Consider the following 23,630-nt stretch of genomic DNA (forward strand, 5'->3'; position numbering starts at 1 on the left):
TATTGATAGCGGGAAATCAAGGTCCCGCTGGATTTATTTTGCCACGGTCACCATTGCCGGCCTGATCAGTCTCTCGTTCAACAGGTAACCCTTCTGGAAGATGTCGACGATCGTGTTCGGTTCCTGGCCTTCTTTTTCCACCTGCGACATCGCCTGGTGCAGGGCAGAGTCGAACGGCGAACCCGGAACTGTTTCAAGCGGGACGACGCCGAATTTGCGCAGCGAGCCGAGCAGCATGTCGAGGGTCATCCTTATCCCGGTAACGATCGGGTCCTGACTGTCGGAATCGGTGTGTGCGAGTGCCCGCTCCATGTTGTCCACGGCAGGAAGGATCTCCATGATAAGGGATTCGTTGCCGTATTTCTGGATCTCTTCCTTTTCCTTCTGGACCCGTTTCCGGTAATTTTCGAGATCGGCCCGCTCCCGGACGAATTTGTCCCAGTTGGCCGCAGCTTCCGCCTCTTTTTCGGCCAGAATCTTCTCCAGCTCCATCAGTTTGACGTCTCCGGCCTCATGCGCCTGGTCGTCCGCAAACTGCTGAGCAGCATTGGCGTCTTCCGGTTGCTTTTCCTTGTGTTTTTTCTTGTCCACGTGGGTAAACTCCTTGAATCAATGTCGATCGCCGTCCAGCAGGCGGCTTACGAGTTTTGCCGTATAATCCACTACCGGGATCACATTTGCATATCCCATTCGCGTCGGGCCGATGACTCCCAGGACTCCCAGGGAATTCCGGCCGGACCGGTAGGTGGAGGTGATGACGCTGATGCCGGCCATCTGGGAGAGAGATGATTCGGCGCCAATGAATATGTTGAACCCTTCCGCATCCATGCATCGTTCCAGGAGTCGGACCAGGAGGTTCTTCTCCTCAAAGGTGCGGAAGATCTTCTTCATCCTGCCGATATCGGCAAATTCAGGCAGCTCCATGATATTTGACTGCCCTTCAAGGAAGATCTCCGAATCGGAATCGCCCATGGTCTTCTGGGAGAGCGAAATTGCCTGCGACATCAGCTGGTCGTAACGGATCTTTTCGGTCTGCATCTCCTCGATCAGGCGGGTCTTGATCTGGGCGATGGTAAGCCCCTGCAGTATCCCGTTAAGATAGTTGTTGATCCTTTCGAGATCCGCCGGTGCGATCTTGCCATCCGATTCGATGATCTTGTTCTGGACCGAGCCGGTCTGGGACACCAGGATCACCAGAAGGCGGTTCTCCGAGAGTTTCACAAATTCGATCTGCCGCAGGATCGCGGCTGTGAAGCGGGGCGCCACAACGACACCCATGTAATGGGATACCGATGACAGGATGCGGCTTGTGTCCCGCAGGACCGAGCCGATATCCCGGCCGTCGATGCTGCATCTGCGGCGGATCTCCTCCCGCTCGCTCCGGCTTACCCTGCGGACCGCCAGCAGCGAATCGACGTAAAGCCGGTACGCCTTGTCGGTCGGTACGCGCCCGGCAGAGGTGTGCGGAGAGGTGAGATACCCCATCTCCTCCAGGTCCGACATGACGTTGCGGACGGTTGCCGGAGAAAGGGCGAGCGGATGGCGGCGCGTGATGGTCCTGCTCCCGACCGGCTCTGCCGTCAGGATGTAGTCCTCGATAATCGCTTCGAGGATCTGCTTGCTTCTGTCATTTAGATCACTATGCATATCGCCGCCGAAAAAAATAGCACTCTCTGTCCCGGAGTGCTAAACCTGATGATAAGTTAATGACCGATAACATCTTTGTCAAGGTATTTCGGGAAAAAAGGGGCAGGATCAGGCAAAGTCCGCGAACACCAGATTTGCCAACAGTATCCCTCTCCCGGTCAGGGCGATCCGTGGTCCTATTTTGTGCAGCAGGCCATTGCCGGTATGACGATCAAGCACACCGGGAAATGCCTCGTCGATTGATTCTCCGTACTCATTCCGGAAATCTTCCGGATCGATTCCTTCCAGCATGCGCAGCCCGAGAAACAGGGATTCACCCATGGCATCTTGTTTGGTGAGATGTTCCACGTCCTCGCCGGTATGCGGCGAAGAGCCGGCACGGCAAAACTCACCTATGTCCGGGGTGTTGCTCCAGCGTTTCCCGAATCCGGGTGCGCGCAGAAACGAATGGGCGCTGGCGCCGAATCCGAGGTAGTTGCCCCGGCGCCAATAGACCTGATTATGCCGGGAGCGTCGGCCGGGGCGCGCAAAATTGGCGATCTCGTAATGCTCGTAACTCGAGGCGGGCAGAAGGGCGATTGCCATCTCGAACATGGTTGCCGAGTCGTCGCCAGCAGGAAGGGCAATCTCCCCGGACTCGGCCATTGCGGCAAAGGGAGTCCCATCCTCTATGGTAAGCCCATAGACGGAGATATGCTCCGGCGCCAGAGCCAGCGCATCATGAAGCGTCTGTTCCCAATGATCGAGCGTCTGACCGGGGAGAGAGTGGATCAGGTCGATGCCGATGTTGTCAAACCCGGCCTGCCGAGCGATGGCTACAGCCTCTCTCGCCTGTTGCGCGGTGTGAATCCGGCCGAGAATGGCCAGCATCGCATCATCCATGGACTGAACACCGATGGAGAGCCTGTTTACCCCGGCAGACCGGTATCCTGCCAGGGATTCCGCGGTCACTGTGCCCGGATTTGCCTCCAGGGTAATCTCGGCATCAGCGGCAAGATGGTAATGGTTCTGTGCGGCAGAAATCAGCTGTTCGACAAGCTGCGGCGCCAGCAATGATGGCGTGCCGCCGCCGATGTACATGGTTTCAGTCTTTGCTGGTTCCGGCAGGTCTTTGGCCCGGGATTCCATCTCGCGGACCACCGCGGCCACGTACTCTTCATGCGTAACTCCGGGGAGTTCCGAAGAGGCGAAGTCGCAGTAAAGGCATTTGCGCACGCAGAACGGAATATGGATGTAGAGAGAGAGATTCACGCTAAAATGATATGGCATGACTCGGTGAAATGTACAGGCTAAAACTGGTTGAAATGAAAACAGCTTGTCAGTACACTTGGATGCTCGCTGCAAAGCGGTCATCAACAGGTCCGAAGGAGGTTTGAGCATGTCCGGAATTATTCGTGCCGCGGCCATCCAGCTAAACATTAAACTGGCTGATATCGACGCCAATGTGGCGGCGGCCAGGGAGGCCATTGCCAGGGTGGCGGGGCAGGGGGCCCAGCTCGCCGTGCTGCCCGAGGTCTGGAGCAGCGGCTTTGCCTACAAGGAGCTGAACCAACTGGCGCAGCGGACTCCGGAGCTGGTCGAGGAGATGGGCCGATTGTCCACGGAGTACAACATGGTGCTGGTCGGGAGCCTGCCGGAACCGGACGGCGACAAGGTCTGCAACACGGCCTACATCATGGACAAGGGAAAGCTGGCCGGCAAGTACCGGAAGATCCACCTCTTCTCCCTGATGAGCGAAGACCGTTCCTTTACCGGCGGCAACCAATGGGTGGTGGCGGATACCAGCGCCGGGCGGATCGGCGTGTTCATCTGTTACGACCTCCGTTTCCCCGAGCTTGCCCGGCGGCTGGCCCTGGAAGGGGCGGAGATCATCGTTGTGCCGGGCGAATGGCCGAAGCCGCGCGAGGAGCACTGGCGGACCCTGCTGCGCGCCCGGGCCATTGAAAATCAGCTGTTCGTGGTCGCGGCCAACTGCTGCGGCATGACCGGGAAGCTCGATTTTTTCGGGATGAGCATGATCATTGACCCGAAAGGGGTGGTGATGGCCGAGGGGGGGTACGAGCCGGTCGAGATAGTCAGGGATCTGGATTTCGGGGAGATGCGGAAATGGCGGGAGCAGATTCCTTGCTTCAAAGACCGGAAGCCCGAATATTATTAAAATCGTGTTGACTAACCATAAAGTAAGGACTATTTTTTCCAGGTTTGACGGCTCGCACTCATTCAGGAGGTATTAATCGTGGCATTTTTCGCCGGCACCGGACTGGTGGTCAAGCTGGTCCTTTTCATCCTGCTCTATTTTTCCGTAGTATCCTGGGCCATTATTTTTTACAAGCTGCTGCAGGTTTACAAGGCCAACAATGAATCCAACCGGTTCATGGATTTTTTCTGGAAGACGAAGAAGTTTGAATCGATCAACTCGCAACTGGATCGATATGCGAATTCTCCGCTGACAGTGCTTTTCAGCGAAGGGTATTCGGAGCTTAAAAAGCTGATGGAGCAGGGGGAGACGTCGCATGCGCCGGAAAGCGGGGTCAGTACCGATCTCGGCGGCATAGACAATATTGCCCGTGCCCTCCGCCGTGCCACCACTTCGGAAATTACCCGTCTGGAAAAGTACCTGACATTCCTGGCCACCACAGGTTCTACAGCTCCATTCATAGGGCTTTTCGGAACTGTGTGGGGGATCATGACCGCATTCAAAGGGATCGGCGAGACCGGCTCCGCATCCCTCGCCGTGGTAGCGCCGGGGATCGCCGAAGCTCTTATTGCCACCGCCATCGGCCTTGTTGCCGCCATACCGGCGGTCATGGGGTACAACCATTTCCAGAACAAGATCAAGGTGTTGATCGGTGAAATGGACAACTTCTCCACCGAGTTTCTTAACATCGTACAACGAACCTTTGCCAAAAAGTAGGGGGAAACGCTGCTTTTCCGCAATCTCTGTGTTGCTCGGCGGGATTATTTGTGCGGCGTACTTTTGAGTACGCCTCCGCGTAATCCCTTGAGCGCCTTGACCTTGCGAAAAATCAACGCTTCCGGGTAACAAGGGGAAAATATGGATATAGGACATCGAAACTCCGACCGCGGGACAATGTCGCAGATCAACGTCACTCCGCTGGTTGACGTCATGCTGGTTCTGCTGGTCATATTCATGGTTACGGCTCCCATGATGCAGCAAGGGGTCCAGGTAAACCTCCCCAAGGCCGAAACAAAGGCGCTCAAGTCTCCTGAAGAGGCGATTGTGGTCTCCATAGAGAAGAGCGGCCGGATATTCATCGATAAGAACGAAGTGCCGCAGGGTGAGTTGAAGACCAAGCTGGCAGCCATGTTCGTGAACCGGGCGAAGAAAGAGGTGTTTCTCAAGGCCGACCGCGATGTCCCTTACGGTGAAGTTGTCAAGACTATGGCCGAAATCAAGGGTGCCGGGGTGGAACGACTCGGCATGGTAACGGAGCCGGCCTCAAGGCAATGAATCCTTCCGTAAAGCGGAACGATAAGGGGCTGCTGCCCACCCTGCCCGTTTCTCTTATCTTTCACCTGGCGATTTACGGGCTTTTTGCCTGGTTCCACTTCTTCCCTTCAGCGCCGGTCACTGAAGCCCCGGTGTATTACGTGGACGTGGTAAATCTTCCGGTCGCATCACCGCAACAGGGATCTCCTTCGGCTGCGGGAACTGCGCCTTCTCCCCCTCCGGCCGTAAAGCCGCCTGCGCCGGAGATGAAGCTCCCGGCAAAGGAATCCGGGCAGAAACCGGCGGGAAAGCCTGCCAAAGCAGCCACTACTCCCACCCGGACTGCCGAGGAGAGCTCCAAGGAGTTCGAGGATCGCCTTGCCCGGTTGCAACAGTCTTCCGATGCCCGGCATGAAGCGGCTGCGATGGACGCCATCCGGAAAAAGGCCGCCGTGCGAGGCAAGGGCCAGGCCGGCATTCCCGGTGGGACCGGGCATGAGTCGGGCAGCGATTATGCGAGCTATATCCGCTCCAGGCTGGTCGATGCGTTCAAGACTACGATTGCCTACCAGGATAAAACACCGCGTATGACCGTGATCCTGACTATCGACAAAAACGGCAGGGTGCTGAAGCGGCGCACGGAAAGCTCGACCGGCGACCGGCTCTTCGAGGATGCCGTTAACCGTGCCATTGTAAAGGCGGAGAGGGAGTTCCGTCCCCCGCCCAATGGCGGAAGCTTTGAGTATGGGTTCATATTCACGGCCCAGGGAGTTGGGAAACAGTGAAAATGAAGCGTTGCAGTGCTGGAATAAGGGTTCTGATCATGTCGGCGCTTCTTGTCGCCGTTATCTGTGCCAGCCCGCTGATACTGTCGGGGCAGCAGGGTTATCTTGAGGTCTCGGCTCCGGGCAACCGGCAGCTGCAGCTTGCCATCGCTCCCCCGGCAGCATTGTCTGGAGGCGTGAATCAGGATGTTGCCCGCGCAATAATCGATGTATTTAAGTTCGACATGACCCTTGCGGGTCCGTTCTCGGTTTCGGAGCCACAGGTTACGGAATCGCGCAGCGGCATCAGGCCCGGCGATTTCGACATGGCTTCATGGCGGGCCGCCGGTACCGACCTGCTCATCAAGAGCGGCTATGTTGTGTCCGGAGATTCCGTTTCCATTGAATTCCGGCTTTATGATGTCCTGACCGAGAAGGAGCTGGCCGCAAAGCGCTACACCGGTTCCAAGCGGGACGTCAGACGGGTGGTGCACACCTTTTCCGATGATATCATGTCGGCAATGACCGGGATTCGCGGTCCTTTTACCTGCAAGATCGCCTTTGTTTCCACGGCAACGAGGAACAAGGAAATATATCTGATGGATTACGACGGCCAGAATATCCAGCGGATCACCAAGAACGGCTCGATCAACCTCTACCCCGATTTCTCCCCGAACGGCAGGGAGCTGATTTACACCTCCTACAAAAAAGGGAACCCGGACCTGTATCGCCGGGAGCTTGCCAGCGGCGCCGAGGCCAGGGTTACCACTGCCCGCGGCACCAATATTACCGGGGCATTTGCGCCGGACGGCAACAGGATTGCGCTTTCCATGAGCAAGGACGGGAATGCGGAGATCTATCTCCTGAGCAAGGAAGGGAAGCAGCTCAGCCGGCTGACAAATAACGATGCCATTGAGATCGCTCCGGCATGGTCGCCGGACGCCAAGCAGATTGCCTTCGTGTCGGACCGGTTGGGGAAGCCGCAGGTCTATATCATGGATAGCGACGGCAGGAACGTCCGGAGGCTGACCACCAGCGGCGCCTACAATGTTGGCCCGCGATGGTCGCCGCGGGGGGACAAAATTGCGTACTGCCGACAGATGGGCGGCGGCTTTCAGATTTTTACGATCAACCCCGACGGCACCGGAGACACCCAGCTAACCCGGGAAGGGAGCAATGAACATCCGCGCTGGTCTCCGGATGGCCGCTTCATCGCTTTCAGTTCGAAAAGGGGGGGTCGGGAGTCGGTCTATATCATGAGAAGCGACGGCACCGGCCAGACAAAGATCTCCCGCGGGGGAACGTCCGATTCCTCTCCGGTCTGGTCACCCCGGTGGTAGGTTGATTATTTTTGTTGTTGTCAGCTATGAATGATTGAAAACGCAACAGTCTTATGTATAATTGCAAGGAATTCGTTAGAGTAGGCTGTTAATTTATTTTCTGAGTGCTTAAATCCAAATGAGGAGGATGAGATGCGTAAGGTTATATGTCTTTGGTCTTTGGTGATGTTATGCGGTGCGCTCATGCTGAACGGATGTGCTAAGGAGCAAGTGGTGACTCCGGAACAGCCGTTGACGGCCCCTTCTTCTGAGAAGCAGCTGAAGCAGTCCGAGGCGGCAAAGCAGGCTGTCCAGGAAGAGAAAATTGCATCACCTGCCATAAAAGAGTCGCCGGTGGCAAAGGATGAGGCGTCCGCTTCAGCGGCAGCAGCTCAGGCAAATGGGCTGTTGAAGACAGTGTATTATGATTTCGACTCGGCCATTTTGACGTCATCGGCACGTGATACCCTTTCCGCTAATGCCTCGGTCCTGCTCAAGAAGCAGACCGGCCTGAAAATCCAGGTTGAGGGCCACTGCGACGAGCGCGGGTCGGCAGAGTACAACCTTGCCCTCGGCGAGCGCCGCGCCAAGTCCGCCATGAACTACCTGATGACTTTGGGTGTTCCGGCATCGAGGCTGTCCACAATCAGTTACGGCAAGGAAAAGCCGGCAGATCCCGGCCATGACGAGGCTGCCTGGGCCAAGAACCGTCGCGCCGAGTTTGTGGTTGCCAACTAGTCTTTGCGACAACACATTATCGAGGAGCCGGTAACTCGGCTCCTTTTTTCGTTCTGAACCGGTCAAGACAGAGAGGTATTTATGCAAGTCGTGAAAATCGGGTTGTTGGGCTGTTGCCTGCTGATGGCAGCCGGCTGCGCAACCAGGGGCGATATAGAACTCCTTCAACAGGACCTTGATGAGATGAAGGGGCGGACCATCAAGGTGGAGAAGGAACTGGGCGGGGTTCGGAGTGAAGCGCGGGAGGGGCTGGAGACCAATCTCAAGGGGTTCCAGAAGGATATCGATTCGTTGCGAAAAGTGACTGCGGATCTGCAGGTGGCGGTTGATGCCTCCAAGGTCGATGTGCAGGTCATGGGCGGCAAGGTGGATGATTTCGCGCTGCAGCTGAAAAAACCTGTCGATGACCTGGCGCTGCTGCGTGAAGATGTCGACCGCAAGCATGCCGGAATCGAGAAGAGGCTGGAAAAGATCGAGAAAAGCCTGGACGATCTGCAAAAAACCGCCACCGAGTTGCGAAACCGTGAGGCGGAAAAAACCCCCGACGCCATCTACCAGAAAGGTATCGACGCCTATAAGGCCGGTGATTTTGCCAAATCACGCGAACAGTTGAGTCGTTTCATTGAACTGTTCCCGAAACATGAGCTGATTGCCAATGCCCATTACTGGCTGGGTGAAACGTATTATTCCGAGAAGGTCTACGATCAGGCAATTCTTGAGTTCGAGAAGGTGGTCAAGGAGTTTCCGAACAAAGGGAAGGCCCCGGCGGCCCTCCTCAAGCAGGCCATGGCGTTTAAGGAGCTTGACGATGCCAAGAGCGCCCGGTTCGTGTTTAAGAAACTGATTGAAAACTATCCGCTGGCAGATGAAGTCAAAGTTGCCAAGGAGAAGTTGAAGGAGTTGAAATAAAAAATGGCGAGGAGTTGCTCCTCGCCATTTCTTTTCGAGTCATCAGACTGCGGATTCGATTTCAGGCCTTCGGCTGCTCTGCAACCGGCTCTTTTTTCGGTTCCTCGGGTTTCGCGTAGGCGGTTTCAGCTTCTTTCATCTGTTTTTCCTTCTCAGCCGCCTCTTTTGCCAGGCGCTCCTTTTCTTCTTCGGCCCTGGCTTCTTCGCTGATTCCCTGCCTGAAGTCATCGGAAGCTCGCTTGAACTCGGCCAGGCCTTTTCCCAGAGACCGGGCAATGTCGGGCAGTTTCTGCGGTCCGATAACGATAAGCGCTATTACCAGGATGATTATTAATTCAGGCATGCCGATACCAAACATGGGAGCCTCACTTATTAAGGATTTGACATGAATATAGAGGCTTTGCTCGGCAGTGTCAAGCGATCAAGGGGGAGAGCTTGACCAGCCATCCCAACTGGCGTATAAACGGACATCATCAACTATCCAGGAGGAGATAACATGTTCAAGAAACTGTTCGGTGCAATCGCTCTCTGTCTGCTTGCAGCCACCTGCTGTTTTGCAGCGGAAAAAAATCCGGTGGTCCTCATGGAGACGAGCCTGGGGAACGTCAAGATCGAGCTGTTCCAGAAAGAGGCGCCGATCTCGGTCAAGAATTTTATCGAATACGCCAACAGCGGCTACTATGCCGGAACGGTTTTTCACCGGATCATTCCGGGGTTCATGGCGCAGGGGGGCGGCCTGACTGCCGAACTCCAGCCTAAGCCGGGTGCCAGGCCTGCGATCAAGAACGAGGCCGATAATGGGTTGAAAAACGATCGCGGCACCATTGCCATGGCAAGGACGTCCGACCCGAACAGTGCCACCTCCCAGTTCTTCATAAACGTGGTTAACAACAACAGCCTCAATCGTCCCAGTTTCGACGGTTACGGGTATGCGGTTTTCGGCAAGGTCATCGATGGAATGGATGTGGCCGATAAGATCGTGTCCGCGCCGCAAGAGCGAAAAAATGCCGTCTTCCAGAACGTGCCGAAAACTCCGATCCTGATCAAGTCGGTAAAGGTCTTGAAATAGAACAACTAAAGGGCGCCATGTGGCGCCCTTTGATTTCAAGGAGGGGCAGATGAACAGGCGAATTGCTCATTTTGCAGTGGCAACGGTCATGATGCTGCCGGTAATGTCGTGGGCGGACACTGCGCCGGTGCTGTCCAGTCAGGCCGATCGTGAGGAGATATCACTGACGGTCTATAATTCGAATCTCGGGCTGGTCAGGGACCGCCGGAACATTGCCGTGCCCAAAGGGGTCTCGGAGTTGCGGTTCATGGATGTGGCGGCCCAGATAATCCCGGCAAGCGTTCAGGTCACGACATTCGGGAACTCGTTCCAGGTTCTGGAGCAAAACTATGAATATGATCTGCTCAACCCGCAGAAACTGCTCGATAAATATGTCGGGAAAGAGGTCCGGCTGTATCAGAAGAACCCTTATTCGGAGCGGGAAGAAGAGGTAACGGCAACGCTCCTGGCCAACAACGGCGCCCCGATCTACAAAATCGGCAAAGATATCACCTTCAATCACCCCGGAAGGGTCATATTCCCGTCGGTGCCGGCAGACCTGATCGCCACTCCGACGCTGGTCTGGTTATTGGAGGGGGTAGATGCCGGGAAGCGCCCGGTCGAGGCGAGTTACCTGACCAGCGGTGTCAGCTGGAAAGCCGATTATGTGTTGACCCTGGCGAAAGAGAGCAGCCTTGCCGATCTTGCCGGCTGGGTAACCATCGACAACCGGAGCGGGATAACCTATCGCGACGCCAGGCTGAAGCTTGTCGCGGGTGACGTGAACCGGGTCCGCGAAGACCTGCAGCGGCCGAGGATGTACAAAGGCGCAATGCCTGAGATGGCTGCCGCGGCGCCCCAGTTCAAGGAAGAGGGGTTGTTCGAGTACCATCTCTACACTCTGGGCCGCCAGTCGACCATAAAGGATAACCAGACCAAGCAGATCAGCCTGCTTTCGGCCAACTCCGTTCCGGTCCGGAGGGAACTCGTCATGCGTGCGGATCAGGGGTGGTACGGCAATGCGCGGGGGGGCGAGACAAAACATAAGGTCGGGGTTTATGTCGAGCTGGAAAACCAGGAAATAAACGGGCTGGGAATGCCGCTTCCCAAAGGGACCATCAGGGTCTATCAGCAGGACGCCGATGCTGCCCTGCAGTTCGTTGGTGAGGATACCATCGACCACACCCCCAAGGATGAGAAGGTGCGGGTGAAGGTAGGGGACGCCTTTGACGTTACGGCCACCAGGCGGCAGACGGACTGGAAAAAGCTTGCCAATGACACCTATGAGGCCGCCTGGGAGGTGGTCATCAGAAACCACAAGAAGGACGATATCATAGTAAAAGTGACCGAGCCGATGACCGGTGACTGGCAGATAGTCGATTCTTCGCTGCCGTCGGTAAAAAGCGACAGCCAGACGGCGGAGTTCAACGTTATGGTCAAAAAGGACAACGAGGCGAGGCTTACCTACCGGGTAAGGGTGCGGTACTAGATCGATAATGCCAGCTCATAGTCAGCGTCAAGCCTCCGAGGTCTGTAACTCCTCGGGGGCTTTTTCATTGGCGCTTCCGGCCCGCCTGCCTCTTCTCAGCCAGATCAGCATCAGGTTTGCGACCGTGAAGAGCAGCGCACCGGCCAGGGCAACCCCTGCCCCGGGTTCCCGGTGGATCTCGACCAGGGCGGTCTTGGCCGGCATGATCTCGACATTTTTCAGATAGACCCCGAATCCCTGATAAAAATAGGGGTGATTAGGGCTGAAAGTCCCAGTGATGACCCCGCCAGGGGTCAAGTGCCGCAGTGAGCCGCTGAAGTCCAGCGGCATCCCCATCGGCCCGATCCGCGCGTCAAGCCTGACCAGTTCCAGTCTGGAGCCGTCGGGGAAATTGAACGCCCCTCCCTCGGGAAGCGGCCCCCCATCCTTGAACCCGCCATAGGCGCTGAAGAGATGCGCCAGCACGATCAGCAAAAAACCGAGATGCATCACCTGCGGTGCAATCCTGATCAGAAAGCTCCCCCGCTGCCATTTGGCCCGGAGCGACTCGATGCTGCATAGCACCGTATTGAGCGCCAGCAGCGCCAGGATTGCGACCGTTACCCAGAGCCACCAGGTTTCTGCAGGCGGGGCCTGAGTCAACCAGATGAACAGCGGGACATCGTTGATCGCCGAACCTTCCTTGGCAACGAACGAGCCGATGCCGATAAACAGCATCACTCCGGTAACCAGCCAGATACCGAGGTCAAGGGATGTGAGGAATTCATACAGTTTGCGCATAGGTCCCCGAATCAAAAACTGTGTGAGCTTTTCATCAGCATGCTCACGCCCAGATAGGTGAATAGTGTTACGCCGAAGCCGATGATCCCGGCCCAGGCGACGATCCGGTCGGCATTGGAACCTTTCAGCCGCAGGTGCAGGTACAGCGAGTAAAAGAGCCAGAGAATGGAAGTCCAGAGCTCTTTCGGGGTCCAGAGCCAGTAGGTGCCCCAGGCATAGTAACCCCAGATCCCGCCGGAGACCATTGAGGCGGAAAAGAACGAGTAGCCGATCAGGCTGGCCTTGTACTGGAGGTCGAGCAGCGTTCGTTCGTTGCAGGCAAGGTACAGGCCGCCGAGGATCGCACCGATGCCGAACAGGCCGTAGGCAAAGAAGGCGAGGGCCACATGGAGTTCGAACCAGAGGGTGTTGAGAACCGGCGGCAGCGGCATGTTCATGGAGCGGAACGGCAGCGCCAGCAGCGCAAAAAGGGCAGCCAACGCGCCGATACTCCAGGAAAGGGTCGAATCCTTTTTCGCGCCGCGGCTATACAGGAACGGCAGTCCCATCAGCGCAATGGAAGTGGAAAAGAACGCCATGGTATCGTGCGGGCCAATCAGCGGGAGGCGGCCTAGGGCTTGCCCGCGCATCCCCATGTGGATCAGCTCTGCGACGAGCCCGGCAACGAACAGAGGCCGGGAATAGGAGCCGAACAGATAAAGTGCGGCTGAGGTGATCAGGAGCCATTTCATGGCATGGAACTTACAATGATATGCCGGAGCGTAGCAAGGGGAAATTGAAACGCCTCCTGCCGGGAAACGGTCAGGAGGCGTTATTTTGTTTATGAAATCTTCAATTGCCTTATGGGCAAGGAGAGTTAGCTTGCTTTCTGGCTTTTGTTCCGGTAGACGACTACCGGAGCCTGGTCACGCCTGGGCGCGCCCCAGCGCCTGCTCTTGCTGTTGGCAGCGCTGGTGGATGTCGAGGCATTGCTCTTTCCGCTCCGCTGCGGCGCAGCTGCGGCACGGCCGCGGGAGGCGCCGGCGCCTTTCCCTTTGGCAAGCCTGCGCAGCGGCTGCATCGGCTCCAGGCCGGGAATGACATGCAGGGGCAATGCGGAGCCGGTAAACTTCTCGATCCGGTCGAGATAGCTGATCTCGTTGTGGGAGACAAAGGAGATGGCGATTCCGGAGGCCCCGGCGCGACCGGTGCGGCCAATACGGTGCACGTAGTCCTCGGCAAACTTGGGGAGATCGAAGTTGATGACGTGACTGATGCCGGTTACGTCCAGTCCGCGGGCGGCAACATCGGTGGCTACCAGCACCTTGACCTGGCCGCGGTGCATGTTGGTTATGGTACGGTTCCGCGCCCCCTGGGTCATGTCGCCGTGGAGGGCTGCCGCCTTGTGGCCTAATGCCGCAAGGTCCTTGGCGAGCGAATCGGCGTCGCGCTTGGTGGCGGAGAATACAATCGCCTTTTTTACGTCCTGCTCGGCCAGAAGGTGCTCCAGGAGCCGGTTCTTGTGCGGCAGGCTGTCGGCGACCAGCAGGCGCTGTTCGATGTTGGCATGGGTCACCTGGTTTGGCGCGATCTGGATCAGTTCCGGGTTCTTCAGGAGCCCGCCGGCCAGTTTTTTGATGCGATGGTCGAGGGTCGCCGAGAACATAAGGGTCTGCCTTGCCGAAGGGGTTGCCGCGGCGATCTTTTCCACATCCTCGACAAATCCCATGTCCAGCATCCGGTCGGCCTCGTCAAGGATGAGCATCTCCAGCCGGGAGAGGTTGAGTCTGCCGTTCTCAAGATGGTCGATGAGCCTGCCCGGGGTGGCAACGATAAAATCAACCGGTGCCGAGAGCATCCGCAACTGTTCACGGTAAGGCATGCCGCCGAGAATGGCGCCGCTCCGGACCCGCATGAACTTGCCGTAGGTCCTTACTGCGTCGGTGACCTGGTTTGCCAGTTCCCTGGTCGGGGTAAGAACCAGGATCCGCGGTCCTTTACCCGGTGCGACCGGAGGGGCGGAAAGCCTCTGCAGCGCAGGGAGGACAAAGGCAGCGGTTTTGCCAGTCCCCGTCTGGGCCGAGGCGATGATATCCTGTGCGGCCATGGCCTTGGGGATCGCTTCGGCCTGGATGCCGGTCGGCTCCTTGTAGCCGCAGGCGCCGAGCGCCTTGAGGATGGATGGTGAGAGGTTGAGTTCGGTAAATGTCATTAACTGTTCCTTCTTTCTGGATGGTCCGGAGCTTTCCGGACAGCTGTTTTTGAGCCCGCCGTTCAAGGTGAGGCACTGACGGTTGCAGGCAGACATAGCCGGGCAAGACCGAAAACGGCGCATTCCTTCAGGTGGACGCATATTGTTATGCTGAGTTTTAAGCGATGGCGGATCGAGAAAGGCGGCCTGCGATGACTGCGTGGGGTGCGGTGAAGAGCTGCAACCTGCGTGAAGAGGACGACATAACTGCCCGCCAGGGCAATGTGAATATCTCTTATACCAGCATCTTTTCAAATAAAGCAAGCTTTTTCATTAAAAGACCGTTTTTGGGCAAAAATGTATTGTGAGTTGCCGAGCCCCGGGCCGGAAAGGAGGTCGCATTTTTCTTGCGGTGGAACAGAACAGTTTTTTCTGCTATCCTCACCAGTCATGGCCATTGATGCGATAATCAAAGAAATAATGGCGAGGGTTGAGTCCCCGGCGGCGCGATTCTCCATAACCGGTCTGCGCGGTTCGGCTCCGGCCTGGCTGCTTTCCCGGATGATGGCGGCAACGACGGCACCGCTGCTCGTTATCACCCCGGACTCCGATTCCAGCGACGAGATTTATCGCGAGCTCTCCTATTACAGCGGCTTCAAGGAAAGCGTCATGCTCTTTCCCGCTTGGGAGAACGCCCCCTTTGAGCACGCCTCGCCCCATCCCGATATTACCGGTCGCAGGCTGAACACCCTGTTCGCCATCACCAACGGCACGGCCCAGGTCGTGGTGGCGCCGGTAACCGCTCTCTGCCAGCGGCTCCTCTCCCGGTCCGACCTGGGGAAGGTCTCCGATTACCTGCTTGCCGGCGAAGAGGCCGACCGCGAGGCGCTGCTGGAGAAACTGGTGCGGCTCGGGTATTCGCACGTGCCGCTGGTTGAGGATCGCGGTTCTTTTGCCGCGCGGGGCGGGATTCTGGACATCTTCCCCCCCAACCTCGCCGCTCCGGTCAGGATCGAGTTCTTCGGCGATTTCGTTGAGACCATCAGGACATTCGATCCGCTGACCCAGCGTTCGCTGCAACCGCTCGAAGAGCTGGTCCTGCTCCCATCAAGGGAGATTATCCTCAATCATGAGGTGATGCAGCAGCTGCCGCCGCGCCTGAAAAAGCTGTGCGACTCCCTGGATATACCGCTCCCCCGGCGGCGCGAGCTTCTGGAGCAGTTGCAGAGCGCCATCTACCCTCCGGGTGTCGAGTATCTGCAGCCGCTCTTCCACCCCGATCTCGAGACGCTGTTTACGTATCTCGGCAGCTCCGCCATCAGGGTCCTGACCGATCCGGATGCCATAGATGCCGCCATCGAGCGGTTTGGCGGCGAGCTTGAACTTAGCGAGGCCAAGGCCCAGGAACGCGAAGAGATCGTCTGCGAGCGGCATGCCCTGTTCATGACGGGTGACGAGGTCAAAGGATTTATCTCAGCCGGTCCTTCGGTTTCACTGCCGATGCTTGAACTGCTCGACCCGGGATCGGTCACCACCGCAATCAAAAGCCAGGACAATTCCGATCTGCGGATTTCCCTGTCACCCGACAGCGAAGGGGTGCTCAAGCCGCTGATCGACAAGATTTCCGGCTGGCTTGGCGACCAGCAGCGCGTCATGGTGATCTGCAGTCAGAAGCCGCAATCGCAGCGGCTCTACGACCTGCTCTCTCCCCACGGCCTGCCGGTAGCGCTCGATGACGCCCTGTTCCCGATACTGCTGGAGCGCAGGGACCGGCGGGTCTCGATCCTTACCGGCGACATCTCCAGAGGGTTCCGGATACCGGACGAGAAGCTCGTGGTGGTGGCGGAAGAGGAGATCTTCGGCCCCCGCTCGCGTCGCCGCGGGCTTACCGAGGCGCGCAAGAAGCAGATCCTCACCTCCCTGGCCGAGCTGAAGCCGGGCGACCATATGGTGCATCTCGATTTCGGCGTGGGGCTCTACCGGGGGCTGCAGCATCTGACCCTCGGCGATGTCGAGGGGGATTTCCTCCTCCTCGAATACGCCGGGAGCGACCGGCTCTACCTGCCGGTGGACCGGCTCAACCTGGTGCAGCGCTATGTGGGCGCCGAGGGGGTCGAGCCGCATCTCGACAAGCTCGGCGGCGCGGGGTGGGAAAAGGCCAAGGCCAAGGCCAGAGCCGCAGTGGAAGAGATGGCCGGCGAGCTGCTGAAGATCTATGCCGAGCGGCAGGTGAAGGAGGGGCATCCCTTTTCGCCGCCGGACGAGATGTTCAGGGAGTTCGAGGCCGCTTTTGCCTGGGATGAGACCCCTGACCAGATGGCGGCCATCGAGGATGTGCTGGCCGACATGCAGTCATCCCGGCCGATGGATCGCCTGGTCTGCGGCGATGTCGGTTACGGCAAGACCGAAGTGGCCATGCGCGGCGCCTTCAAGGCGGTGATGGACGGCAAGCAGGTTGCAGTCCTGGTGCCGACGACCATCCTGGCGCAGCAGCATCAGGAGACTTTTCTCAAGCGATTCAGCGAATACCCGGTAACGGTGGAGATGCTCTCCCGGTTCCGGACGCCGAAGGAGCAGAAGGAGACCCTGGTGCGGGTGGCAAAAGGGGAGGTCGATGTCATTATCGGCACCCACCGGCTGCTGCAGGCCGATGTCCAGTTCAAGGACCTGGGGCTGCTCATCGTGGACGAAGAGCAACGTTTCGGCGTGGCGCATAAGGAGAAGCTCAAGAAGTACCGCGCCACGGTGGACATCATGACCCTGACCGCCACCCCCATCCCGCGGACGCTGTACATGTCGATGATGGGGATCCGCGACCTGTCGATCATCGATACCCCGCCCGTGGACCGGCTGGCAATCAAGACCTTTGTGGCGAGATTTTCCGAAGAGCTGGTGCGCGAGGCGGTGTTGCGCGAGCTGCGGCGTGGCGGCCAGGTCTTTTTCGTCCATAACCGGGTGCAGTCGATCGGCCTGATGCAGGAGCACCTGCAGCGGATCGTGCCGGAAGCGAAGATCGCCGTCGGCCATGGCCAGATGGACGAAAAGGAGCTGGAAAAGGTGATGCTCGGCTTCATGCACGGCGAGACCAATCTGCTCCTCTGCACAACCATCATCGAGTCCGGACTCGATATCCCGACTGCCAATACCCTGATCATCAACCGCGCCGACTCCTTCGGCCTGGCTCAGCTGTACCAGCTGCGCGGCCGGGTGGGCCGATCGAAGCAGCGGGCCTACGCCTACTTCCTGATCCCGGGCGAAGGGGCGATCTCCCAGGATGCCCGGGAGCGGCTCCGGATCATGCAGGAGATCACCGAGCTCGGGGCTGGGTTCCGGATCGCTACGCACGACCTGGAGATCCGGGGCGCCGGCGACCTGCTGGGGGGTAAGCAGTCCGGCCAGATCGCCGCGGTCGGGTTTGAGCTGTATACCGAGATGCTGGAAGAGGCGGTCGACCAGATGAAAGGGGAGGAGCGCGAGGTCAGGATCGAACCGGAGCTGAAGCTGCGGGTGCCGGCCTTCATCCCCGAGGATTACGTGCCGCAGCCCAACCTGCGGCTCATCCTGTACAAGAAGCTCACCCAGGCGCAGAGCGAGGAAGATGTCGCCGATGTGGCGCAGGAGTTTGCCGACCGGTTCGGGCCGCTGCCGCCGGCGGTCACCTTCCTGATCGAGGTCATGAAGATCCGGATCATGCTGAAGCAGCGGCTGATCCGCGAGATCGAGTTTGACGGCAGCCGGCTGTTGCTGTCGTTCCATCCGAAAACGCCGGTATCGCCGGACACGATCATCGGGCTGGTCCGGAGCCGGCCGAAGCAGTACCAGTTTACCCCCGACTTCCGGCTGATTGCGGAGCTGTCGGACCGGTCGTTCGACGCTATCCTCGTAGAGGCCAGAAATCTCTTGAAATGCCTTGGCTAGGTGTGCTAGCGTGCCGAAGTTGTCAATATACCTTGTTCCAAGGAGTTTAAAGTGCCTAGAATCCTGAAGAGTTTAGCGGTAATTGCGGCCAGCGTCGCATTGATTGCCGGTTGCAGCGCCAAGAAAGCCGAGGACGGCCCGAAACCGGCCAAAGGCGGCGGCGAAGTACTCGCCGAGGTGAACGGTGCCACCATTACCACAGAAGATTTCAAGAAAGAGATGGAAAACCTCCCGCCGTACCTGAAGCCGATGACCGAAACAGCTGAAGGCAAGAAAGAGATGCTGGAGACCATGGTCATCCGGGAGCTGATCCTGCAGCAGGCCAAAAAGGACGGTGTCGACAAGAGCCAGCTCGTGGCGGACAAGCTCGAAGAGCTGAAAAAACGGCTGGTGGTCGAGGCTTACCTGAAGAAGAAGGTTGAGGAGCAGGCCAATATCTCCGATGCCGACCTGAAGAAGTTCTATGACGAAAACAAGGACAAGTTCAAGAGCGGTGACCAGATCAAGGCGAGCCATATCCTGGTGAAAGACGAAAAGCTGGCCAAGGATATCCTGGCCCAGATCAAGGCGGGCGGCTCTTTCGAGGAGCTGGCCAAGAAGAATTCCATGGATTCGGCCGGCGCCAAAGGTGGCGATCTCGGCTGGTTCAGCAAAGGCTCAATGCTTCCGGAGTTTGAAAAGGTTGCCTTCGGTCTCAAGGAAGGAGAGATCTCCGGCCTCGTCAAGACCAAGTTCGGTTATCACATCATCAAGCTGACCGGCAAGCGGGCCGCTGGCCAGAGGGATTTTGCCGAGGTCAAGGACCAGATCAAGGCGGCGTTGCTTCCGTCCAAGCAGAAGGAAGTCTTCGACAAGCTGAAGGATGAGTTGAAGAAGAGCTCGAAGTACACCATCAAGGAAGATGTTCTGAAGAAGATGGATGGCGGGAGCGATGGCGCCGACAAGGGAAAACAGCCGGAAGAACCCAAGACGGCTCCTCCGGCCCCAGAAAAGAAATAATATCCGACAACAGAAGGGCCGGGCAACAGTTCCCGGCCTTTTTTCTTTGAAACGAGGCGACAGATGATCCGCATAATCCTTTTGCTGTCTTTGCTGCTTTCTGCCGCGCCGGTAATGACCGCCGGGGCCGAGGTGATCTCCGGCATAGTGGCAATTGTCAATGAAGAGATAATAACGACCCGCGATCTGGATGGTGAATCCCGGATCATGGCGCGGGAGGCCGGCCGCAAGGAGCCTTATACGCCTGAAGAGTTGCAGAAGCTCAGGGTTGCGGCCATAAACCGTCTTGTTGACCGGAGGCTGGTGGACCAGAAGATTCGGGAACTTGATATCAAGGTTTCGGAAGAGGAGGTCCGGCAGTCGATTGAAGAGGTAAAGAAGCAGAACAACATGTCCCAAGAGCGGCTGGTGGAGGCCCTCGCCGGACAGGGGCTCTCATTCGATCAGTACAAGGCGCAGATCAAGGAGCAGCTCGAACGGCTGCGTCTGATGAGCCAGGAGGTAAAAGCCAAGGTCCAGGTTACCCTCAAGGAGGTGCTGGAGTACTACCAGGCCAACCGGGCAAAATTCGGCGAGCAGGAGCTGTATCGCGCCAGGCATATTCTCTTTGTCACACCGAAGGATGCCACTGACAGCGATCTGGCAAAGATCAGGGCCAAGGCCGACAAGGTGTTGACCGAGGCACAGGGTGGCGCTGATTTCACCGAACTGGCAAAAAAATATTCCGATGATCCGAACGTGTCTACGGATGGCGGAGAACTGGGAACCTTCAAGAAAGGGGATCTGCTGCCGGAGATGGAGGCAGTGGTCTTGAAGCTCAACCCCGGCGAGGTCAGCGCGCCGGTTCGTTCCAAGTCCGGATTCCACATCATCAAACTGGAAAAGAAGTTTCTGGGCGATATCAAGCCGTTCGATGACGTCAAAGGTGAGATCGAGGAGAGCCTTTACCGGAAAAAATCCGAGGAGCGGTTTAACCAGTGGGTCAGCGAGCTTAGAAAGGGCGCTGCAGTAGAGATAAGGCCCTGAAACCGGTCGGGCGCCGCAATATTGCGGCGCCTGCGGTTACAGCCCCTTTTCCGCCAGCTTTTCCAGCAGTGCTCTCTGGTCGACGGAAAGATTTTCCGGGACCTGTATTTCGATCTTCACGTACAGGTCTCCTTTGCCGGTGCTCCCCATGTGCGGGAAACCAAGCCCCTTGAGACGGATCTTGGTGCCGGGCTGGATCCCTGCCGGCACCTTGATCCGTTTTGCCCCTTCCAGAGTGGGGACCTCCAGCGCACACCCCAGGGCCGCTTCGCTGAACCGGATCTGCCTTTCGGTGATTATGTCGTCCCCTTCGCGACTGAACTGGGCATCGCTCCCCACCACGATGGTCAGGTAGATATCACCCTGAGCCCCTCCGCCGATCCCTTCACCACCCTTGCCCTGCAGCCGCAGCCGCGAACCGTTCTCCACCCCGGCCGGAACCTTGACCACCAGCTCTTCACGCTTGCCGTTCTTGGAGAAGGCGACCTTTTTTTCGCTCCCCGTGTACGCGTCACGAAACGAGACCTTGAGTTCCATGGAAAAATCTTCGCCGCGCTGGCGGCGGGTACCGAAGCCACGGCCGCCGCGATGCTGCTGGAAGCCGTCGGCGCCGCCGAATATCCGGGAAAATACGTCATCAGAGCCACCAAGCCCCATATCCCGGAACAGGTCGCTGACATCGAAGCCCCTGAAGATATCTTCCTGGCTGTATCTCTGGTGGAAGCCGGAAGAGCCGAACTGGTCGTACTGCGCCTTTTTCTGCGGATCGGACAGGACCGCATACGCCTCATTGATCTCCTTGAAACGATCTTCCGCGGATTTGTCGCCCGGATTCTTGTCCGGGTGGAATTTAATCGCCAGCTTGCGGTACGCCTTCTTGATTTCGTCGGCCGTGGCCCCTTTCTGAAGACCGAGAGCCTGGTAATAATCGGTTTGCGCCATAAGAAGATCCTCCCAATATTCTCATCCAGAGGAAATCTAATCTTTTACCGGTCTGCTGTCAATGAGCTGTATACCTTGACAGCAACGGAAGCGGACCGTACTATCTTCTGAAAGATATTTAACCATGGCGGAATATGCGCTTTGACAGGAGCAGATACGATGAAACGGGCAATTGTGGTTGGTGGCGGGATATCCGGACTGGCAACTGCCTGTCTTCTGCAGGAGAAGGCAGGCGAGGCCGGGATCGATCTTGAGGTAATACTGCTGGAAAAGGAGAAGCGGACCGGCGGCAAGATCTGGAGTATCAAGGAACAAGGTTTTCTCTGCGAGTGGGGGCCGAACGGCTTTCTGGACAACAAGCCGCAGACCCTGGAACTGTGCCGCCGGGTCGGCGCCGACAGCAAGCTGCTGCGGAGCAACGACAACGCGCGCAAGAGATTTATCTTTTCCGAAGGGGTGCTGCATAAGCTGCCGGAGAATGGACCCTCCTTCCTAAGTAGTAAGCTGATCTCCTGGCCGGGCAAGCTGCGTCTGGCCATGGAGCCGCTGATACCGCAATACCGGAGCGGCGAGGACGAGTCCCTGGCGGCCTTCGGGCGCCGCAGACTGGGCGACGAGGCTTTGAGAAAGCTGATTGCCCCGATGGTTTCCGGCATCTTTGCCGGCGATCCCGAGACCATGTCGCTCAAGTCCTGCTTTCCGCGCATTGCCGAGCTGGAGGCCGAATACGGCGGCCTGATCAAGGCGATGATCCGGCTGGCAAAGAAGAAAAAGCAGGATATTGCCGAAGGCAAGGTCGTGGCAAGCGCTGCCGGACCGGGCGGTGTGCTCACCTCTTTCCGCGGCGGGATTCAGGACCTGACCGATATCCTGTCCGAAAGGATCGGCAAGGGTGCGATCACCCTGGACGAACAGGTGGAGAGAGTCGAAAAAGGGTGCAGCGCGCCGTTTCGCGTTTGCAGCGATCGGGGCGAGCTCGACGCCGACCTGGTGATCCTGGCAACACCTGCTTACGCCACTGCGGGGATGCTGCAGGGGTTGAATCCCGGCCTGACTTCTCTGTTGCACGAAATACCGTATGCAACCATGACCGTGGTCTGCTTCGGCTACCAACGGGAGCGGATCAGTCGCGATCTGGACGGTTTCGGTTACCTGATCCCGAAACAGGAAGGGAAAAGCATCCTCGGCACCCTCTGGGATTCCAGCATCTTCGAGAACCGGGCGCCGGAAGGGCATGTCCTGTTGCGGAGCATGATGGGGGGCGCCTGTTTCCCGCAGTATGTCACCCTGCCTGACGAAGAGGTCCAGAAGCGGGTACAGGCGGACCTGAAGACGATCATGGGGATCAGCGAGCCGCCCGATTTCGTCAGGATCTTCCGCCACGAGAAGGCGATACCGCAGTACACGGTCGGGCACGCCAAGCGGCTGGCCGGACTGGAAGAACAGGTAAAGGCCCACCCCGGCCTGATCCTGACCGGCAACTCCTACCGGGGGATCGGGCTAAACGATTGCGTGGCCGCGGCGCAGCGGGCCAGCGACGAGGCAATCTGCCATCTGCAGGCCAGATGAACCTGTCTCTGCTGCGGGGAGTGGTGATTGCCGCCGTTATCTACGGCTGCTATGCCCTGCTCCTCTATCTCGGCCAGCGGGCAATCATGTACCCGGGGAGGGGGATAAGGGTTGAACCGGCCCCTCCACCCGGTTCGCCCGGGCTGTCGGTCTCCAGGCTGGACACCGGTTCCGGGAAGGTCGAGACCTGGTTTCTCCCGGCCAGAAGGGCGGCAAGGGGAGGGCGGAGCCCGGCCCTGATCTTCTTCCACGGCAACGGTGAGGTGATCGATTTTCTCCCCGGCCAGGTCGAGGGTCTGCGCCGGCTCGGGCTTCACGTCATGCTGGTAGAATACCCCGGTTACGGCAGATCGACCGGCGCGCCGAGCGAGGCGAGCATCACCGCCGCTGCCGTTGCCGCATTTGACGCCCTTGGCGGTCGGCCTGACGTAGATCCGGCACGGATCATCGCCTTCGGCCGGTCAGTAGGCGGCGGCCCTGCCTGCGCCCTGAGCCGGCAGCGCCCCCTGGCAGCCCTGATCCTCCAATCCGCATTCACCTCGACCCGCCCCTTTGCCCGTCGCTTCCTGTTGCCCGGGTTTCTGGTCCGGGATCTCTTCGACAATCTCGCCGCAGTCAGGCGCTTTACCGGGCCGATGCTGGTGGCGCACGGCAGGCGTGACGATATCATCCCATTCAGCCACGGTCAGGAGCTGTCCAGGGCCGGCCGGGATGTCAAGTTCATCGAATTCGACTGCAGCCACAACGACTGCCCGCCTGACCTTGATGTCTTCTGGCGGACGGTAGGGGAGTGGCTGAAACAGCAAAAGATTCTCTGAAAGACGTGTGGTATAGTGCAAAAACATTAATTTAGAGTGTTGA

General features: G+C 58.1%; 23 protein-coding genes. 15 read left to right on the forward strand and 8 right to left on the reverse strand.

The genetic code is table 11. The features are described from left to right. Positions 1-33: 33 nt before the first annotated feature. The 3 genes from grpE to hemW form a co-directional block, all read right to left on the reverse strand. Positions 34-591 carry a nucleotide exchange factor GrpE gene (gene grpE / locus OR1_RS03960; protein ID WP_041970142.1) on the reverse strand — a complete coding sequence of 186 codons (558 nt, stop codon included), beginning with the start codon at positions 589-591 and terminating at the stop codon, positions 34-36. An 18-nt stretch (positions 592-609) separates the two neighbouring features. Then, complete coding sequence (gene hrcA, locus OR1_RS03965) at positions 610-1,647, reverse strand: heat-inducible transcriptional repressor HrcA (protein ID WP_041970143.1); 1,038 nt, start codon at positions 1,645-1,647, stop codon at positions 610-612. Positions 1,648-1,755: 108 nt separating this feature from the next. Then, positions 1,756-2,916: a radical SAM family heme chaperone HemW gene (hemW, locus tag OR1_RS03970; protein ID WP_041970144.1), complete on the reverse strand. Its 1,161-nt coding sequence runs from the start codon at positions 2,914-2,916 to the stop codon at positions 1,756-1,758. Positions 2,917-3,025: 109 nt separating this feature from the next. Here hemW and OR1_RS03975 point away from each other — a divergent pair, with 109 nt between their 5' ends. The 7 genes from OR1_RS03975 (at position 3,026) to ybgF (ending at position 8,828) form a co-directional block, all read left to right on the forward strand. Beyond that, a complete protein-coding gene (locus tag OR1_RS03975) occupies positions 3,026-3,805 on the forward strand; it encodes a carbon-nitrogen family hydrolase (RefSeq protein ID WP_041970146.1) in 780 nt (259 codons plus the stop codon). Positions 3,806-3,883: 78 nt separating this feature from the next. After that, entirely contained in the window at positions 3,884-4,561 is a 678-nt protein-coding gene (gene tolQ / locus OR1_RS03980) for a protein TolQ (RefSeq protein WP_041970147.1), read from the forward strand. 141 nt (positions 4,562-4,702) lie between these two features. After that, entirely contained in the window at positions 4,703-5,119 is a 417-nt protein-coding gene (gene tolR, locus OR1_RS03985) for a protein TolR (protein ID WP_041970149.1), read from the forward strand. Next, positions 5,116-5,883: a TonB family protein gene (locus OR1_RS03990; protein WP_041970150.1), complete on the forward strand. Its 768-nt coding sequence runs from the start codon at positions 5,116-5,118 to the stop codon at positions 5,881-5,883. Before tolR ends, OR1_RS03990 begins: the two co-directional genes overlap by 4 nt. 2 nt (positions 5,884-5,885) lie before the next feature. Further along, entirely contained in the window at positions 5,886-7,202 is a 1,317-nt protein-coding gene (gene tolB, locus OR1_RS03995; protein ID WP_041970151.1) for a Tol-Pal system beta propeller repeat protein TolB, read from the forward strand. Positions 7,203-7,334: 132 nt separating this feature from the next. Next, positions 7,335-7,919 (forward strand): peptidoglycan-associated lipoprotein Pal, encoded by a 585-nt coding sequence (gene pal / locus OR1_RS04000; protein WP_041970152.1) that lies wholly within the window; start codon positions 7,335-7,337, stop codon positions 7,917-7,919. 81 nt (positions 7,920-8,000) lie between these two features. Beyond that, positions 8,001-8,828: a tol-pal system protein YbgF gene (gene ybgF, locus OR1_RS04005; protein WP_041970153.1), complete on the forward strand. Its 828-nt coding sequence runs from the start codon at positions 8,001-8,003 to the stop codon at positions 8,826-8,828. 61 nt (positions 8,829-8,889) lie between these two features. Here the strand turns inward: ybgF and OR1_RS04010 are convergent, their stop codons facing one another. Further along, positions 8,890-9,186, reverse strand: coding sequence for a TatA/E family twin arginine-targeting protein translocase (locus OR1_RS04010; protein WP_041970154.1), 297 nt, complete (start codon positions 9,184-9,186; stop codon positions 8,890-8,892). A gap of 138 nt (positions 9,187-9,324) precedes the next feature. Between OR1_RS04010 and OR1_RS04015 the strand changes: the two genes are divergently transcribed. Both OR1_RS04015 and OR1_RS04020 read left to right on the forward strand, forming a co-directional pair. Beyond that, the gene (locus OR1_RS04015) at positions 9,325-9,897 is read left to right on the forward strand and encodes a peptidylprolyl isomerase (RefSeq protein WP_041970155.1); all 573 of its coding nucleotides are present in this window, start codon (positions 9,325-9,327) and stop codon (positions 9,895-9,897) included. Positions 9,898-9,946: 49 nt separating this feature from the next. Further along, entirely contained in the window at positions 9,947-11,365 is a 1,419-nt protein-coding gene (locus tag OR1_RS04020) for a DUF4139 domain-containing protein (RefSeq protein ID WP_052440243.1), read from the forward strand. A 27-nt stretch (positions 11,366-11,392) separates the two neighbouring features. Here the strand turns inward: OR1_RS04020 and OR1_RS04025 are convergent, their stop codons facing one another. The 3 genes from OR1_RS04025 to OR1_RS04035 all read right to left on the reverse strand — a co-directional run bounded on the left by OR1_RS04025 (position 11,393) and on the right by OR1_RS04035 (position 14,336). Next, positions 11,393-12,145, reverse strand: a complete 753-nt coding sequence (locus OR1_RS04025; protein WP_041970156.1) for a cytochrome c biogenesis protein ResB — start codon at positions 12,143-12,145, stop codon at positions 11,393-11,395. Positions 12,146-12,156: 11 nt separating this feature from the next. After that, entirely contained in the window at positions 12,157-12,876 is a 720-nt protein-coding gene (locus OR1_RS04030) for a cytochrome c biogenesis protein (protein WP_041970157.1), read from the reverse strand. 125 nt (positions 12,877-13,001) lie between these two features. After that, complete coding sequence (locus OR1_RS04035; RefSeq protein ID WP_041970429.1) at positions 13,002-14,336, reverse strand: DEAD/DEAH box helicase; 1,335 nt, start codon at positions 14,334-14,336, stop codon at positions 13,002-13,004. Between the two features lie 164 nt (positions 14,337-14,500). On the opposite strand from OR1_RS04035, the gene OR1_RS22245 reads away from it, so the two are divergent. From OR1_RS22245 to OR1_RS04050, 4 genes are all read left to right on the forward strand, one after another. Next, complete coding sequence (locus tag OR1_RS22245) at positions 14,501-14,683, forward strand: hypothetical protein (RefSeq protein ID WP_160295209.1); 183 nt, start codon at positions 14,501-14,503, stop codon at positions 14,681-14,683. A gap of 112 nt (positions 14,684-14,795) precedes the next feature. Continuing rightward, a complete protein-coding gene (gene mfd / locus OR1_RS04040; RefSeq protein WP_237754222.1) occupies positions 14,796-18,233 on the forward strand; it encodes a transcription-repair coupling factor in 3,438 nt (1,145 codons plus the stop codon). Between the two features lie 51 nt (positions 18,234-18,284). Beyond that, a complete protein-coding gene (locus OR1_RS04045; RefSeq protein WP_152609801.1) occupies positions 18,285-19,232 on the forward strand; it encodes a peptidylprolyl isomerase in 948 nt (315 codons plus the stop codon). Between the two features lie 63 nt (positions 19,233-19,295). Next, positions 19,296-20,258, forward strand: coding sequence for a peptidylprolyl isomerase (locus tag OR1_RS04050; RefSeq protein WP_041970159.1), 963 nt, complete (start codon positions 19,296-19,298; stop codon positions 20,256-20,258). Between the two features lie 36 nt (positions 20,259-20,294). Here the strand turns inward: OR1_RS04050 and OR1_RS04055 are convergent, their stop codons facing one another. Next, complete coding sequence (locus OR1_RS04055; protein WP_041970160.1) at positions 20,295-21,200, reverse strand: DnaJ C-terminal domain-containing protein; 906 nt, start codon at positions 21,198-21,200, stop codon at positions 20,295-20,297. A gap of 159 nt (positions 21,201-21,359) precedes the next feature. On the opposite strand from OR1_RS04055, the gene hemG reads away from it, so the two are divergent. Next, entirely contained in the window at positions 21,360-22,769 is a 1,410-nt protein-coding gene (gene hemG / locus OR1_RS04060; protein ID WP_041970161.1) for a protoporphyrinogen oxidase, read from the forward strand. Next, positions 22,766-23,587: an alpha/beta hydrolase gene (locus tag OR1_RS04065; RefSeq protein ID WP_041970162.1), complete on the forward strand. Its 822-nt coding sequence runs from the start codon at positions 22,766-22,768 to the stop codon at positions 23,585-23,587. Before hemG ends, OR1_RS04065 begins: the two co-directional genes overlap by 4 nt. The last annotated feature ends 43 nt before the right edge of the window (positions 23,588-23,630 follow it).

Origin of the sequence: Geobacter sp. OR-1 (assembly GCF_000813145.1) — a bacterium.
GTDB lineage: Bacteria > Desulfobacterota > Desulfuromonadia > Geobacterales > DSM-12255 > Geoanaerobacter.

What these genes read in the sequence shown, in the direction of transcription:
- OR1_RS04065 (WP_041970162.1), top strand. Translation starts at nt 22,766, where the DNA reads ATGAACCTGTCTCTGCTGCGGGGAGTGGTGATTGCCGCCGTTATCTAC.
- OR1_RS04015 (WP_041970155.1), top strand. Translation starts at nt 9,325, where the DNA reads ATGTTCAAGAAACTGTTCGGTGCAATCGCTCTCTGTCTGCTTGCAGCC.
- OR1_RS03990 (WP_041970150.1), top strand. Translation starts at nt 5,116, where the DNA reads ATGAATCCTTCCGTAAAGCGGAACGATAAGGGGCTGCTGCCCACCCTG.
- hemW (WP_041970144.1), bottom strand. Translation starts at nt 2,916, where the DNA reads ATGCCATATCATTTTAGCGTGAATCTCTCTCTCTACATCCATATTCCG.
- OR1_RS04025 (WP_041970156.1), bottom strand. Translation starts at nt 12,145, where the DNA reads ATGCGCAAACTGTATGAATTCCTCACATCCCTTGACCTCGGTATCTGG.
- hrcA (WP_041970143.1), bottom strand. Translation starts at nt 1,647, where the DNA reads ATGCATAGTGATCTAAATGACAGAAGCAAGCAGATCCTCGAAGCGATT.
- mfd (WP_237754222.1), top strand. Translation starts at nt 14,796, where the DNA reads ATGGCGAGGGTTGAGTCCCCGGCGGCGCGATTCTCCATAACCGGTCTG.
- OR1_RS04020 (WP_052440243.1), top strand. Translation starts at nt 9,947, where the DNA reads ATGAACAGGCGAATTGCTCATTTTGCAGTGGCAACGGTCATGATGCTG.
- OR1_RS22245 (WP_160295209.1), top strand. Translation starts at nt 14,501, where the DNA reads ATGGCGGATCGAGAAAGGCGGCCTGCGATGACTGCGTGGGGTGCGGTG.
- hemG (WP_041970161.1), top strand. Translation starts at nt 21,360, where the DNA reads ATGAAACGGGCAATTGTGGTTGGTGGCGGGATATCCGGACTGGCAACT.
- ybgF (WP_041970153.1), top strand. Translation starts at nt 8,001, where the DNA reads ATGCAAGTCGTGAAAATCGGGTTGTTGGGCTGTTGCCTGCTGATGGCA.
- pal (WP_041970152.1), top strand. Translation starts at nt 7,335, where the DNA reads ATGCGTAAGGTTATATGTCTTTGGTCTTTGGTGATGTTATGCGGTGCG.
- OR1_RS04030 (WP_041970157.1), bottom strand. Translation starts at nt 12,876, where the DNA reads ATGAAATGGCTCCTGATCACCTCAGCCGCACTTTATCTGTTCGGCTCC.
- tolR (WP_041970149.1), top strand. Translation starts at nt 4,703, where the DNA reads ATGGATATAGGACATCGAAACTCCGACCGCGGGACAATGTCGCAGATC.
- OR1_RS03975 (WP_041970146.1), top strand. Translation starts at nt 3,026, where the DNA reads ATGTCCGGAATTATTCGTGCCGCGGCCATCCAGCTAAACATTAAACTG.
- OR1_RS04055 (WP_041970160.1), bottom strand. Translation starts at nt 21,200, where the DNA reads ATGGCGCAAACCGATTATTACCAGGCTCTCGGTCTTCAGAAAGGGGCC.
- OR1_RS04010 (WP_041970154.1), bottom strand. Translation starts at nt 9,186, where the DNA reads ATGTTTGGTATCGGCATGCCTGAATTAATAATCATCCTGGTAATAGCG.
- tolB (WP_041970151.1), top strand. Translation starts at nt 5,886, where the DNA reads ATGAAGCGTTGCAGTGCTGGAATAAGGGTTCTGATCATGTCGGCGCTT.
- OR1_RS04035 (WP_041970429.1), bottom strand. Translation starts at nt 14,336, where the DNA reads ATGACATTTACCGAACTCAACCTCTCACCATCCATCCTCAAGGCGCTC.
- OR1_RS04050 (WP_041970159.1), top strand. Translation starts at nt 19,296, where the DNA reads ATGATCCGCATAATCCTTTTGCTGTCTTTGCTGCTTTCTGCCGCGCCG.